The sequence below is a fragment of the Commensalibacter sp. Nvir genome, from assembly GCF_963921845.1.
Lineage (GTDB): Bacteria > Pseudomonadota > Alphaproteobacteria > Acetobacterales > Acetobacteraceae > Commensalibacter.
On sequence record NZ_CAWUGZ010000082.1, the window covers coordinates 1 to 15099 of the forward strand.

Sequence of the window (15099 nt, forward strand, 5' to 3'; positions counted from 1 at the left end):
ACCTATTTTCTGACCATTTTTTAAATACCGATAACGATTGAATTAAGTAGAATATAGCCATAACATCCAACAAACGAAGCGGGGATAAATAGGCTTTTTCTGGCATAGGGATGGAAACAATTCTAAAATCGTTTAGCCCCCAAAACTGCCAGGGAAATGCTTCAAAAAAAGAAAAAATTAAATAAATTAAAGCGATGATTTGAACCGACCTTACCGCAGGAAAGCTGCCTTGATGTTGAGAGGCCCATCTTGCGCCATAAAAGCCTATGACAAATAAAAATTGCCATGCTAATGGATTAAAAAACCAACCGTCTGGATCAAGCCAATTAGGAAAATTAATACCGGGATTGATATTTACCGTCAGCCAAAGAATAAAACTAAGAAAAAAAGCTAACCAATATCGTAGGCGCATCAAAAAAATTAATACAGGAAAAGCCATTAATAATACAATATAAAGAGGCAAGATATTTAAATTACTGGGTAGGGCTTCCATAATAATCAAACGCCACAATACCCTAATAATCCCGTAACCGTGTGCAAGCTCTGGTTCCAGAAAATCAGCCGATAAAGTAAAAAATCGGCGCCACTGATAAATACTAAACAACGTCATCAAGACTAAACCCATTTGATACAAATAGATTTTCCAACAACGATGAACGATGCGTTTATAAACCTTCAGCATTCCATCTTGATTGACTTTTCTACCATAAGCCAGCCACGAGGCGTATCCTGCCAACAGAACAAAGATTTCGGCAGCATCGGCAAACCCTACGTTACGCATGGTAAAACGATTGAGTAGATCTTCTGGAATATGATCCACATACATCATAATTAAAGCCAGTCCTCTTAATGCATCAATGCGATGGTCTCGTGCGGTTTTAACTGTTTGCATGTTTAGCTTGGGATCCCTTTAGTACTTGGCTTTGATTCATCATAATTGTGTTTATCGATAACCATTCACACGGTTCAAAATTGTTATATACTTTCTTTTTAATTGCTCAACTAGGGAAACCGGTACTTTTTTTGCTTTTATTGGGAATGCGCATGACAAAACCACATTTCATTTTACCTCCTGCTGTTAAACATGCTCTTGCCGAACTTACGTTACCCTGGGAGAAAAATACGCTTTTTCTTGATTCCAACTGTATTGAAACCATTCAAATTGACGAAAAAAAAATTTCTATTACTTTGCACGTTTCTGATTTAGACCCCATACTCGTCGAACCATTTCGGGCTAAGGTTGAGGGTATACTTCAAAATTGTGACGGAATTGAGCAAGCACGGGTATTTATTAATACTGGAAATGAAAAATTGAAACGCCTTGTATTCCCTCCTAAACAACCTCAGCACACTCTAGGAAATCATTCCCCTGATTTATCGCCACTCCGTAGACCAAGCAACGATAAAACGGTTGAAATTAAAAAAACGTTAGAACATATAGGGTGTTGTATTGCAATAGCCTCAGGCAAAGGAGGAGTGGGCAAATCCTCCACAACCGTTAATTTAGCGGTTATGCTTGCCCATATGGGATTAACTGTTGGGATAATGGATGCAGACGTTTATGGTCCCTCTATACCACGTATGCTGGGTTTAGACGGTCCCGTAGAAGTAGTTCATCACAAATTGTCACCTATGAACGCATGGGGCGTTTCGGCAATGTCTGTGGGCATGCTGGTTAAAGACGAACAAGCGATGATTTGGCGGGGCCCTATGGTAGTCGGCGCTATCAAGCAGCTTTTAGCGGACGTGAGTTGGGGGAAACTTGACCTTTTGCTCATTGACACTCCACCAGGCACAGGGGATGTTCTTCTTACGTTAACACAAACTATTCATTTGGATGGAGCTATTATTATCTCTACCCCTCAAGACATTGCTCTTCTTGCTGCAAAAAGAGGTCTGTCCCTGTTTCAAAAAACAGCTGTACCTATTTTAGGAATTATCGAAAATATGGCTTATTTCGTTTGCCCAAAGTGCCATGAAAAAACTTATATTTTTGGTAAAGGAGGAGCACAAAAAGTGGCCGCTAATCTCGATCTACCCTTCTTAGGAGAAATCCCTCTTATGCCCAGTATAAGAGAAGGGAGTGATACAGGCAGACCCATTGATCCTCAGGATCATCGAAACCCCATAACCCATGCCTATAGAGAAATCGCTAATTCCCTTTTCCCTGTTATTCAACGTATGGACTGCAGGTCCAAACCCATTGATTAGCGTGTTTTTACTGTATTAAAAGGGGCAGGTCCAGCTAAATAAAAACAAACTTTATTTTTCGGCAAATATTTACACAACCACCCTTCTTTGCCTTTTTGGCCGAGCACGCCAAACTCAAAAATTAAACCACATACGATCATAATTACGCAGGCAATTAACCACTTTTTGAAAGGTTTAAGACTGTTAACTTCTTTGACCGAAAAGGGCTCCACAGGTTCAGAAAATTGGGAAGGATGGGTAAAAAAACCTTTCGCCAAAGATTCGTCTGAATGATCGGAGGATATTTTCGGAAGATCATATTCATAAGAATCCTTGAAATTGTCATCCTGGTCATGTTTTCTCATAATGAACGGTCTATGCTTTATGATTACTTAGAATCAGAAAGAAAAAAATTATTCACGGACGGACAATAGGGTTCTATTAACTCTATCATTTCCATCCATTCCCGTTTAGATAACCCGCTTTCTTTTTGATCAATTTTTTGTCCTTTGAGCATTTTCCCCAAAATCATCATCATGGATTGAGAAAACGTTACCGAATTTCTTCTGTAATCTTCAAAGGCTTCACAGGCTATAGGAACCCAAGAACGAACAGTTTCCAACATGGCTTCGGCATAAACCCTAATTTCATACTGTGCACGAGGATCAATTCTTAATTGCAAAAAATGAAAAAGATTATGAAGATTTATTTTCCAATACCACTGACTATAGGTATTTAAGGTTAAATTCATTCTAGCAAGTTCCCTGGCAAGCCCATACCCTCCCTCAGCAGCAGGTTTAAGCATTGTTTCATAGTTCTCATAACATCTTTGGGCATCGCCTCTTAATAATTCCATTACTTTAAGAGCTTGTTCAGAAGATAAACAGTCCCCTCTACCTTGATTATTTATCTTGCTTTGTTCCGCCAATGCCTCTGGAGTAGGTATATAAAATTCCTTTTCCATAATGGAGTAACGTGCAGAATATTCATTTACACTGGCAGTACGATGCCTAATCCATTGTCTAGCTACAAAAATAGGCAAACGTATATGGTATTTAATTTCACACATTTCAAAAGGAGTAGTGTGATGGTGGCGCATTAAATAACGTATTAATCCGCGATCTTCGGATACTTTTTTAGTCCCCGAACCATAGGAAACCCTTGCGGCTTGGACAATAGAGGAATCATTGCCCATATAATCAACGACCCTTACAAACCCATGATCCAAAACAGGTATTGGTTTAAAAATAAATTTTTCTAACTCTTTTGACACAGGCCGCTTTGTTTGCAAACATTGGTTATAACTTGCATCAATTTCTATTTGTTGTTCAGGATTCAGAGACATAATAATTTACTGGGCTCCTCAAATTGGTACCATTTAAATACAGTATTATCTAAATACAGTATTATACGCATACGTATTTTTAATAAATGAAATTAATAGATAGCACTTTATTTTTTAAAATCTTAGCTATAAAAGCCATACTCAAATATTCAGTAACAATTTTGCATTATTCAACAAAAACCCAAAAATATCTATACCAATTACATTTAGACGTTAAAATTGCTTTATAAAGAGTATTTATCAAATAACGTTATAATTGTTTAAAACGTGAATTCCACCTAAATTAAACACTATACTTAGGAGCCTCCTTGATTCTTACACTTTTTCATAGTGCTTCTAATCGATTGTATACCTGGATAAAAATAATTTGATACTTCCTTAGAGGTTCGAAGAAAATCATATCTTGGTAACAATAAATATTTATTGATCCGTCTATAAGAATCTTTTTCATTTGCATAAGGTGTATCTTGTAAGGAAAGCGGTTGAGCGTTTAATTGTTGAGTATAATAATTTAAAATACTGGTTAACGTCATATCCATAACGAGGCATTGATCCAAAAGGCTGCTATTGCTTTCAGCCGTTCGATAACAAGATTTAATACTTTCAATAAAACTATTGAGCCGATTTTCGCTCTTACAAATGACCAAAACGTATTTTTTTTCTACTTCCCGCAAAGTTGTCGAAGGAATTATTTTATCTGAATTGGCCAAAACAACAGGTTTAAGCAATAAAAAAAATAAAATTACCCACAATACCGTCTTGTTTTTCATAAGCATAAGCTTTCAGCCCAATCAAATTATTTACTAAATATAACAAGTTACTTTTATTTAATCAAATAAAATCCTCTTTTATTATAATAAATACTTGGTATTATTTTTATTTTAATTGTTTTTCTAATTATATATTTTAATAATACGAGTTGTTTACAAAAACCCAACGAGAAGAAATGCTTTAGTATAATTGCACTGGGTTACGCTTTCTATTCGATAAGCGTAAATATTTAGCATTCCCTCTTTTCTTCTCTTTTATTTATCATTATATTAATAGTGTTGCTCTGCAACTACGGCAATAAACGGTATATGTAATAAGCGTAGTGGACCCGGGGGCGGTACCCGGCGTCTCCACCAATATGGGGACGAAATAGGATCGACACGCGTGGTAAAGATATATCTTTTGCTCGGTATTGTACCACCGTTATCGGGCTTATTTTACAAATGCCAACGATAATTTCGAGGCACTCGCTGTCGCAGCTTAGTAAGCTGAAACGATAAGCGCGGCTTGAGAGGCGCCGGGCAACAGAAGCCTCTCACTACAAAACAACCGGACAGAGACGGATAAACTTATGAGTGATGCAAACGATTCAAACAACGACGATTTTGACGGCAATCCACCCTCTGCTCTTATCCCTTATCAAGAATGGATTGAAAGCGCGCATAGGCAAGTTATGCTTAAGGCTTTACACTATATTTTAGAAAAAGGGTTACCGGGAAAACATAGCTTTTATATAACTTTTGATACGACTTATCCTGGCGTTATCATGCCTGATCGGCTCAAAACTCAATATCCCTCTACCATGACAATTGTTTTGCAGCATCAATTTTGGGATTTAGCCATTGATGAACCTCAACAAATTTTGACCCTTGGTTTATCGTTTGGAGGCATACCCTCCAAGTTATCTATCCCTTTGGGTTCTATTACAACATTTATTGATCCAGAAGCAAAATTGTCTTTAGTTTTTCAAGTCCTACCAACTCCCACTTTACCTATTTCAACAGCAGAAGTGAAAGAAAACACACGTGAAGAATTAAAGTCAAAAAAAATAGAAGAAAATGAGCCCCAAATCATTCGCCTTGATCAATTTAGAAAGAAATAAACAAGATTTTAAAGTTTTTTTAAATTAAATACTTAATTTTTTACTGAATATAATCCTAAAAAATTACATAATTGACTTTATTTTCTTTTCTAAGAGTGACAAGCTATACTTCGCCATTCAATTAATTACACATTGCAATTCATGCGGTGTTCACCATTGATTGCATCGTGCTTGAATTATATCGTTTGGTAAGTTGTGTTCACTTTTTAATGGAAAAAGGAATCTCAATGTCAACCCAAATTCTAGTTTTATATTATTCTGCGTACGGACATATTGAAACCATGGCGTATGCTATTGCAGAAGGGGCAAAGCAAACAGGAGCCAACGTTCAAGTAAAACGTGTACCTGAAACCGTACCGCAAGAGGTCGCAAAACAAAATGGCTTTAAACTCAATCAAGTTGCCCCGATCGCCGATCCAAAAGAACTAGCAAATTATGATGCCATTGTTCTAGGCACGGGAACTCGATTTGGTCGTATTTCCACTCAGATGGCAAATTTTCTTGATCGAACCGGTGGTTTATGGGCAAAAGGTTCCCTCATAGGCAAGGTAGGAGCCGTTTTCACTTGTAGTGGCACGCAACATGCTGGGCAAGAATTAACCAATTTGTGTCTTATCACCAATCTTTTACACTATGGCATGGTAATCGTAGGGTGTCCCTTTTCTTTTCATGGTTTATCTAAAATTGATGAAGTAACCGGAGGTACTCCTTATGGCGCATCGACTATTGCTGGACCGGATAATTCCAGACCTGTTTCCCAAAATGAAATAGAAGGTGGCGAATTTTTTGGCAATCATATTGCCCAAATTACTAATAAGCTCACACGTTTTTAAAAATTCGTTTAACTTTTGTTAACGTCATAGCACCTTATGAATGGCTTAACGTAGCATTTTTATAAGGTGTTTTTTAAAATAAATTTTCAATTGAAACCTTATAATGCCCAATCATACTTTGGCTTAAACTTTATTATATACGAATTTTTTAGCTAATTTATCCATTTTCTGATATGAACACATGGGTTTTATAAGAAACTTTTGAAACAACTGCTATAAGCTTATCCTTTATGAACATTTCGGATTTTGATTTTAACTTACCTCAGTCGAGCATAGCACAATACCCTGTCATTCCTAAAGATAACGCAAAACTATTGCGATTAGGCCAACACGGGACTATGCAAGATAAAATTATACGCAATCTGCCTCAGCTTCTCCGTGAAGGCGACCTCTTGATTGTCAACGATACCAAAGTGATTCCTGGTAAATTACTGGCTAAGAAAGGAAACGCAACGATAGGCGTTACTTTGGATCAACCCTTACCCAATGAACAGTGGCATGTGATCTTCAAAAACAGTAAACGTTTGAAAATTGGCGATCAACTCCACTTTCTTAATGGTAAAACGAAGGCCTATGTTACATATCTTGAACAAGATGGCAGTGGCGCTCTAAAATTCAATATTGAGGGTAAAGAATTTGATTATTGGCTTCAGCAAGAAGGAAAACTGGCTCTTCCTCCTTATATTATAAGGAAAAACGGTCCCTCAGAAGAGGATTGTATCAATTATCATACGATTTTTTCCCACCATCCTGGTGCTGTGGCGGCCCCAACGGCTGGACTTCATTTCACCGAAGAACTGCTTTCCAATTTGCATGAAAAAGGAATTGAGCGTTTGTCCGTCACCCTACACGTAGGCGCAGGAACATTTTTACCCATTAAAACCCTCGATCCATCACAACATCATATGCATTCCGAATTTGGCAACTTGTCTTCTGAAGTTGCTGATAAAATTAATAACGCTAAAAAAGAAGGGCGACGCATTATTTCTGTCGGCACCACAACGCTTAGGCTTTTGGAAAGTGCCGCCGACGCAAACGGAATTTTACATCCTTTCCATCAATCCACTTCTATTTTTATCACCCCAGGCTTCCCATTCAAAATTGTTGACGTACTGATGACGAATTTTCATCTTCCACGATCGACGCTGTATATGCTTGTTTGCGCCTTTGCAGGCACAGAAATTATGAAAAATGCCTATCGACACGCAATTGAAAACCACTATCGCTTTTATTCTTATGGTGATGCGTGTCTTATTGACCGATTGCAATAGGTTAGGTATGACGCTGTTACGATAGGATAATCCAATTATGCCATTAACTCTGCGTTTAAATTTACAATCCAATGAAATATTTTTACCGCTAACTGTAAAGCAGCCATGAACCACACACCCTTCGAATGGAAATTAGAGAACAAAAGCGATAAAGCGCGTGCAGGTACCTTACACACTGCACATGGAACGGTGCTGACCCCGACTTTTATGCCTGTAGGAACGGGGGGAACTGTCAAAGCGATGACCATGGATTCAGTACGTTCAACGGGGGCCGGTATCGTTTTAGGCAATACCTATCATCTTATGCTAAGACCAGGTGCTGAGCTTGTCCACGAGTTAGGAGGGTTGCACCGATTTATGGACTGGTCTGGCCCTATATTAACTGACTCGGGTGGTTTTCAGGTGATGTCTCTGGGGTCTCTGAGAAAGCTCGATAAAGATGGGGTCACGTTTCGGTCCCACATTGATGGCTCTGTGCATCGACTAAATCCTGAAATTTCGACTGAAATACAGTATCTTTTGGATGCAACCATAAGTATGTGCTTTGACGAATGTCCAGCTTTGCCCGCAAGTTATGAGTCTTTAGCCAACTCCATGCGGCTCTCGATGCGTTGGGCTGAACGATCACGAAATCATTTTAAAAAAAGAGCCGGTTATGGTCAGTTTGGTATTATCCAAGGGGGCATTGAACCTGACCTTCGTTTTGAAAGCGTTGAAGCATTAAAATCTATAGGCTTCGAAGGATACGCAATTGGAGGGTTGGCGGTTGGAGAACCTCAAGAGCATATGTTCAACACGTTGGATTTTCTCACCCCTCTCATGCCAGAAAATAAACCTCGGTACCTTATGGGCGTGGGAACACCTGAAGATCTATTAGGCTCTGTTGAACGAGGTATAGATATGTTCGATTGTGTTATGCCTACCCGTGCAGGTCGCACGGGTAGGGCTTATACCAGTCATGGTTTTTTAAATATGAAAAATGCCTGTCATACGCGTGACCAAAGCCCTATTGACCCAGAATGCCAATGTCCAGCTTGTAAAAATCATAGCAGAGCCTATATTCACCATCTTTTTAAAAGCAAAGAAATCTTAGGAGCAATGTTGCTGACTTGGCATAACCTAACGTATTACCAGCATTTGATGCGACAAATACGTCAAGCAATTGTCGCAAACACATTTAAACAATTTGCGCTAGATCAACGAAGAAAATGGGCAAAACAAACTTGCTCATCATCCTTAGATTAATTTACGTTTGATTTAAACGCGTAAAATTATTTAGCCATTATCGTTTTCGCTTTTCTTACAAGTTTCCACAACAAACGACGCACAATTCGCTTAGGTTGTCGTGACAAAATCAAATCAACTTTACTGTTTAATACGTTAAATCGATCATGCGCCCATCCCGCTCTTTCCTCTGACAAAATCAAATCTACTTTACTATTTAATACGTTAAATCGATCATGCGCCCATCCCTCTTTTTGCTGAGAAAATAAATGATCCAAATTTTGTTTAATGGTAATTAATTCTCTGCCAATCACTTCTTTACTTTGATCAAAAAGTAGAGATTCCAAATATCTATTGCGTGATAGTAAAGTATGGAGCAAACCTAAAGCGTAAGGAGTTTTATGTTCAGGATCCATATAAGGTCGATAGCTTCTAAAATTATTTTTATCTGCATTCCCGCTTAAAAACATGCCTTCATTTAGACAACGATAATAAAACAGCGACTCAGGAACCACTTGCAACTCGTATCCCTTAAGAACAGCTTTAGCAAAAAATTCCCAATCCTCATGACCCAATCCGTAATCTTCCGTAAATCCCCCAAGCTCATCAAACACTTTTTTTCGAATTAAAGCGTTGGCATCTCCAAAACAATTAAAAAAAGCCCCTATGTTCGGATCCCCTCCTAAAGGAAGCCAATAATACGGTTTAATACTGTTTGCTATAGGATAAAGTTCATCACAAAATACATGAGAGGGGGTTGTTAATATGTCCGCTTCAGTTTGCGTTGCTACTTTTGCAAATGTATCCAGTTCGTTAGGTTTTGCAACGTTATCATCATCCATAAACAAAAGATAATCGCCAGATGCATGGCGGGCGGCTAAATTACGGGCAGCCCCTAAATAATTGTTTGAACTTTTAATAATTTTCCAGTTTTTTTGTTGAAAGTAAGGACTTATCAATTCTATATATCGTTTTGATTCATCATCATCACTTCCATCATCGACCAATATCACCTCAAAATTATCATAAGTTTGTTCATCAAGGGAGAAAATTGCTTGTTGAAGTAATTTGGGTCGATTGTAATGAACCAAACACACACTGATTTTAGGGTTTTTTTCTAAATTTAAGCGTTTATCAACTTTTTCCTCAATCGTTTCCGAATTGTTGAGTACTGTAACCCATTGTTCATGAATAACAGAAGGGGGTTGCTTCAACTGACATGCAACGGTTCGTTGAATAATCCTTTTAGATAATGTTGTATACAACTCGATGGGATTAAGTTTAAATAATAATTCATCCACATGTTCGCTGGCAATAAGTTCAGCAATACCACCGGTACGTGAAGCAATAAAATTGATGTTTTCAATCAAACATTCATAAACGGTGTAAGGGGAATTTTCAACTAAAGACGGAATAATAGCTAATACATTGGGTCTTTTTAAATAATTATTTGCCTCAGTCCGATTCATATCAGAAAGAATTTTTATTTTTTTCAGCAAAGATGGGGTTGGTTGTTTTTCTGAAAAATTCGGTTGTTTAGCTATAGACAGATTTGGGGGATAATTCTCTGTTTTATCCCATTTTTCCAATATTTTATGTATTTTTTGGGAAATATACTCTTCTGAACTCATCCCATGAATTCGTACACTTTTACCTAGAAAAGTAATATATGATATAATTTTAAGTTGATCTGGAGTTAAATATTCAAGCGCTTTTAGAAAAACATCAAGTCCTTTACGCGTTTCCAATCGTCCAAAAAAAACAATTTCCGTTAAGTCATCCTCTGTTTTTTTAGATAACAGTTTTGTTTTCTCGTTCGAATGATTTTCTAGTAATAAACTTTTTTCTATAGAATAGGGTTCGCAATTTAGTAAAACGGAATGATTTTCCGGCAATTTCCATTTTTTTTCAATCATCCAATTTAATAAATATTGAGAAGGACTTATTATTTCGTTTGCTAATTCAACAGTCTTTTTCTCCATAAAATAAAGTTCAAGATTGTCTTGGCTATATGGCAGATTATAACTTCCTTCGTCCGCCCACAAAGTCGACCCGTGCGTATTAATGATAAATTTAGCGCGATCAAAAAATAACCCTTGATGCTGGGCTAATAAACTGTAATAGAGATCGGCACGCCATTCGCAGCCAATAATCACATCAAACCATGGATTTTTTTTTAACCACGTGTATACGCTGTAACTCCTTTGTCTAAAAAAAGGAGTAGCAGAAAACATTTCTTGTTCGAACGGCAAAACAATAAAATTTATGTCATTTTTTTTATAGATACTTTGCCAATAATTCAAAGATTTGTTTTTATCTTCAGAATTATCATTCGTATACAAAATTGTAACTTTGTGGCCTGCATTTACACATTGAAATGCTAACGCAGTAAAAGCAGTCCCAATCCCTCCATTTTTAATAGGTCCCTCTATATCAGGAGTAACGATTAAAATATTTTTCATTTATTTAAATTTTAATTATATAATTAACTATTCATTATCAATTGGTTTACTATAATGGTTTAAAAACAGTTTTAAAATAAGAACAAAAAGATAGTACAAATATGTTGTGTAATACCAATTTAATTGATTTGATGCATAAACTTCGTCTAAATTATCAGTTTATTTATAAATCAAATCCGGGCAATGCTGGCGATAGCGCTATTGCGGCTTCAACTTATGATTTTTTTAAAAAAAATTCTATAAATTATAAATTTTGGAATAATAATAACCACTATGATATCGCATCCTCTATTGCGATATATGCAGGCGGTGGTAATCTGATTGAAAAATTATATTCCGATTGTGCTAATTTTATTGAAAAAAATAGCAAACATTTCGCTAAAATAATTTTATTTCCTGCAACGATTAGAGGATACAAAGACCTTTTACTACGTCATAAAGCTAAACTCATTGTATGTTGTAGAGAACAAAAAAGCTTTGATTACCTTCGCAATCTTGATTTTACGGTTAATGAAAATGTCTTTTTAACACACGATATGGCTTTTACGTTGAATATCGACGATTACGTTCAATTAAAACCCCCTTTATTTGATACCGTTAGTTGCTTTAGAACCGATGATGAATCTTTAAAAAAACTTGTTCCACCTAACAATCATGACATATCGCTAAGCTGGAACGGTGATTTTTGGGATAATAGAGATTTAGCACATTTTTCAACCGCGTCGTTAATCAGTTTTTTACAACGGTACAAAAGTCTTGATACGGATCGACTTCATATTGCTATATTAGGGTCTTTAATTGGAATGAACGTACGGTTTTACCCTAATTCCTATTATAAAAATGAAGCTGTTTTTGATCACTCTATTTGTAATCAATTTCCCAATACTATTTTCATAAAATAATGGCAATAACGTTCAAATGTAATGTTGTTATCCATTGTATCTTATCTTTTAAAACAAACTATTTTTTTGAGTTAACTCCTTAAACTCGCTGTGTACTACTTTATTTTAGCCAAAAAATAATTTAGTACCTGTGTATTGTTGGTTAATTCAGGATGAAACGCGCAAGCCAGCATATTTCCTTGCTCAACCATAACAATTTTGTTGTCAAACTGGGCAAGGATCTCAACATCCGCCCCTGCGGAAACAACATAAGGTGCACGGATAAATACAGTGGGGATGGATTGACCAACATGGTTGATGTCTAAATTCACCTCAAAACTGTCAATTTGTCTACCAAAACCATTACGTGTTACGGCAATGTCCATTAACGCCAGTGGCTTTAACCTTTCAGCATTATCGGTGATGGAAGATGCACATAAAATCATACCTGCACACGTACCGAATACAGGGAACCGATGCGCAAATTCTTTTATAGGGTCGTATAGATTGACTTCTTGTATTAAGCGACTGATGGACGTGGATTCACCACCCGGTATAATTAATCCATTAACCGAATTCAAATCGCTAATGGATTTAATAGCAATCGCTTCGGTGCCTAATCTTTGTAAGCTTTTAATATGTTCGCTAACTGCCCCTTGTAGAGCCAAAACACCCACTTTTCTCATGTTACGAGCTTCTATCTTGCATACGGTCTGTACTTGATAAATTTTTGATCTCTATCCCTTTCATCGGTATCCCTAACCCTTTTGATAATTCCACTAAACGTGCGTAATCTTCGTAATAAGTGGTGGCTTGCACAATAGAACGAGCAAATTTCTCAGGGTTTTCTGATTTGAATATTCCGGAACCGACAAACACACCGTCTGCCCCCAAAGCCATCATTAAGGCCGCATCCGCTGGCGTGGCAATACCGCCCGCAGCAAAATTGACAACGGGTAATTGACCTAATTCTTTTACTTGCTTGACCAATTCATAAGGGGCACCAATATCACGCGCAAATGCCATTAACTCATCGTCTTTTTTTCCAATTACCACGTAAATCTCGGACTGGACCTTGCGCATGTGCCGAACGGCTTCAACGATATTTCCCGTCCCAGGCTCGCCTTTTGTACGAAGCATCGAAGCCCCCTCACCAATGCGTCGCAATGCTTCCCCCAAATCGCGACAACCACAAACAAAAGGTACGGTATATTGACTTTTAAGCAAATGAAACTCTTCGTCGGCGGGGGTAAGCACTTCACTCTCATCAATATAATCTACCCCCATCGCTTCGAGAATTCTTGCTTCGGCAATATGACCAATACGTGCTTTGGCCATCACCGGTATGGTTACCGCGTTCATAACTTCTTCAACAATTTTTGGGTCTGCCATACGTGCGACACCCCCTGCAGCACGAATATCTGAAGGCACCCTTTCCAACGCCATAACAGCAACTGCACCCGCAGCCTCTGCAATCTTTGCTTGCTCGGCATTGACAACGTCCATAATGACACCGCCCTTTTGCATTAATGCCATACCGCGCTTCACGGTTTCAGAACCAATTTTCTTTTCCATAATAAATCCTTTAACTAAGCGTATGGTGGAAGTATGCCTTACCCTTTAAAAAATAGAAACATCCAATTGGACTGTAATTCTACCATCCAATTCACTATATAATATTTAACCCATTCTTTATCAAATAGAATTATGATGTGAATTTTACCGCATACTTCAACAAAACCTTTATTTAAAAAATTATTGATCTTGTTGAGTAAACCGTTGTAACGGAGCAGCTTACAGCGGGTGAAAGACTCCCCTCAGAAAGGTAACTGAGTTTAATGCTCAATGTAATAAACCCTTTTACGATAATAAGATCCCTAAACGAACTTCATGACAAAATTATTATAACACGAAAAATGGTAGTGGTTCCTTCATTAACCCAGTTTTCAAAAATCCTACTGGTATGTGCTTTGAGCAGTCAAGAAAACAAAAGCTTCTTACCCTTTGGTTTGCTCATCAACTGCCAATCATTAAAGACAATGCCTGCAGAGTGCTGTCTTTTTTCTCTGCTCTGAATACATCGTCCTATCAAAGCAAGCAATCATCGATAGCAAGGAATGTACTTAGTTCTTTATCGAAATATATGGGCAGCAATATTGACGCAGGCTAGATTATCGCACCAAGTCACATTATTGACCAACTTACGAAAACCAGGTACTCCATTGACAGTGGACTTAAGATGTTGGCGCAAATACTGGCTGAATAATATATGAACCATCAAATAAGAGCCCACTACGCGTATTTATTAGGACATGCTTTACAAAAAAACAAATTTAGTACAATGACTTGGAACAGTCCATCACATTATATTTAATTACCAACTCTCTAGAGACGGACTTTATTTATATGCAAAATTTAATTCTCACGATCAAAAAATTGCCCCACCCTTAATATCCAATACCCCCTTAAGAATAAAGGCGAACGAAAAATTAAACATTCATACTTATAAGCTGCTTTTTGAGAAAAATCTTCAAGAGCAATAGAGCAAGTACTCATACTCGCATAGGTATAATTTATTCCCATAATTTTGCTCGTCAAAACATCAACTTGTATCGCTAGAAACCATTTTTTAATTTATTCATACTGACGAGTAAACAAATTCACTATTTCATATTCAATGGTTACCACAATTGCATTCGATGCTAGGATATTCTTACCTTATTGTATCTTCTAAGGCATTTATCTCATTACTGTATTGCTAAACTTAAGACCCATTATACTGCATTTCGACGTAATCCAACTGAAATCACATTATAATTCTTTTACATAATTTATATGAAATTATTTTAATAATCTTAGAAAATCAATAAAGATACTTTCTAGTAATTAATTTTTTTTACAACTTTTTTACAAATTAAATAAGTTTTTATCACCGTTATTCTTCTAAATTATTATTTTTTATAAATTGTTTTAAACATGAAATTAAATAAGAAAATAAACGACTCCACTATATATTATAC

The 15099-nt window shown here is 36.9% G+C and carries 14 protein-coding genes and 1 other RNA gene; 7 read left to right on the forward strand and 8 right to left on the reverse strand.

Going from position 1 to position 15099, the window contains the following annotated elements; translation table 11 throughout:
- Positions 1 to 892, reverse strand: an 892-nt coding sequence (locus AABE15_RS05590) for an OpgC domain-containing protein (RefSeq protein ID WP_338330301.1), incomplete at its 3' end; no start/stop codon positions are given.
- A 152-nt stretch (positions 893 to 1044) separates the two neighbouring features.
- Between AABE15_RS05590 and AABE15_RS05595 the strand changes: the two genes are divergently transcribed.
- Entirely contained in the window at positions 1045 to 2211 is a 1167-nt protein-coding gene (locus AABE15_RS05595; protein ID WP_338330302.1) for a P-loop NTPase, read from the forward strand.
- On the opposite strand, the gene AABE15_RS05600 is transcribed toward AABE15_RS05595, so the two are convergent.
- The 3 genes from AABE15_RS05600 to AABE15_RS05610 form a co-directional block, all read right to left on the reverse strand.
- Positions 2208 to 2555, reverse strand: a complete 348-nt coding sequence (locus AABE15_RS05600; RefSeq protein WP_338330303.1) for a hypothetical protein — start codon at positions 2553 to 2555, stop codon at positions 2208 to 2210. The two genes, AABE15_RS05595 and AABE15_RS05600, sit on opposite strands and share 4 nt — an antisense overlap.
- Positions 2556 to 2578: 23 nt before the next feature.
- Positions 2579 to 3535 carry an FAD-dependent thymidylate synthase gene (gene thyX, locus AABE15_RS05605; RefSeq protein WP_338330304.1) on the reverse strand — a complete coding sequence of 319 codons (957 nt, stop codon included), beginning with the start codon at positions 3533 to 3535 and terminating at the stop codon, positions 2579 to 2581.
- Between the two features lie 296 nt (positions 3536 to 3831).
- A complete protein-coding gene (locus AABE15_RS05610) occupies positions 3832 to 4305 on the reverse strand; it encodes a hypothetical protein (protein WP_338330305.1) in 474 nt (157 codons plus the stop codon).
- A 239-nt stretch (positions 4306 to 4544) separates the two neighbouring features.
- Here AABE15_RS05610 and ssrA point away from each other — a divergent pair.
- The 5 genes from ssrA (at position 4545) to tgt (ending at position 8757) form a co-directional block, all read left to right on the forward strand.
- Positions 4545 to 4846: a transfer-messenger RNA gene (ssrA, locus tag AABE15_RS05615) on the forward strand.
- Between the two features lie 31 nt (positions 4847 to 4877).
- A complete protein-coding gene (locus tag AABE15_RS05620; protein WP_338330306.1) occupies positions 4878 to 5408 on the forward strand; it encodes a ClpXP protease specificity-enhancing factor SspB in 531 nt (176 codons plus the stop codon).
- A 227-nt stretch (positions 5409 to 5635) separates the two neighbouring features.
- Positions 5636 to 6241: an NAD(P)H:quinone oxidoreductase gene (gene wrbA / locus AABE15_RS05625; protein ID WP_338330307.1), complete on the forward strand. Its 606-nt coding sequence runs from the start codon at positions 5636 to 5638 to the stop codon at positions 6239 to 6241.
- Positions 6242 to 6471: 230 nt separating this feature from the next.
- A complete protein-coding gene (gene queA / locus AABE15_RS05630) occupies positions 6472 to 7512 on the forward strand; it encodes a tRNA preQ1(34) S-adenosylmethionine ribosyltransferase-isomerase QueA (protein WP_338330308.1) in 1041 nt (346 codons plus the stop codon).
- 105 nt (positions 7513 to 7617) lie between these two features.
- Positions 7618 to 8757: a tRNA guanosine(34) transglycosylase Tgt gene (gene tgt, locus AABE15_RS05635; RefSeq protein WP_408870255.1), complete on the forward strand. Its 1140-nt coding sequence runs from the start codon at positions 7618 to 7620 to the stop codon at positions 8755 to 8757.
- Positions 8758 to 8783: 26 nt separating this feature from the next.
- Here the strand turns inward: tgt and AABE15_RS05640 are convergent, their stop codons facing one another.
- Entirely contained in the window at positions 8784 to 11198 is a 2415-nt protein-coding gene (locus tag AABE15_RS05640) for a glycosyltransferase (RefSeq protein WP_338330309.1), read from the reverse strand.
- A gap of 101 nt (positions 11199 to 11299) precedes the next feature.
- Between AABE15_RS05640 and AABE15_RS05645 the strand changes: the two genes are divergently transcribed.
- The gene (locus tag AABE15_RS05645; protein WP_338330310.1) at positions 11300 to 12100 is read left to right on the forward strand and encodes a polysaccharide pyruvyl transferase family protein; all 801 of its coding nucleotides are present in this window, start codon (positions 11300 to 11302) and stop codon (positions 12098 to 12100) included.
- A 95-nt stretch (positions 12101 to 12195) separates the two neighbouring features.
- Here the strand turns inward: AABE15_RS05645 and pdxT are convergent, their stop codons facing one another.
- The 3 genes from pdxT to AABE15_RS05660 all read right to left on the reverse strand — a co-directional run bounded on the left by pdxT (position 12196) and on the right by AABE15_RS05660 (position 14662).
- Positions 12196 to 12765, reverse strand: coding sequence for a pyridoxal 5'-phosphate synthase glutaminase subunit PdxT (gene pdxT / locus AABE15_RS05650; protein WP_338330311.1), 570 nt, complete (start codon positions 12763 to 12765; stop codon positions 12196 to 12198).
- A gap of 1 nt (position 12766) precedes the next feature.
- The gene (gene pdxS / locus AABE15_RS05655) at positions 12767 to 13654 is read right to left on the reverse strand and encodes a pyridoxal 5'-phosphate synthase lyase subunit PdxS (protein ID WP_338330312.1); all 888 of its coding nucleotides are present in this window, start codon (positions 13652 to 13654) and stop codon (positions 12767 to 12769) included.
- 840 nt (positions 13655 to 14494) lie between these two features.
- Positions 14495 to 14662 carry a hypothetical protein gene (locus tag AABE15_RS05660; protein WP_338330313.1) on the reverse strand — a complete coding sequence of 56 codons (168 nt, stop codon included), beginning with the start codon at positions 14660 to 14662 and terminating at the stop codon, positions 14495 to 14497.
- Positions 14663 to 15099: the final 437 nt, after the last annotated feature.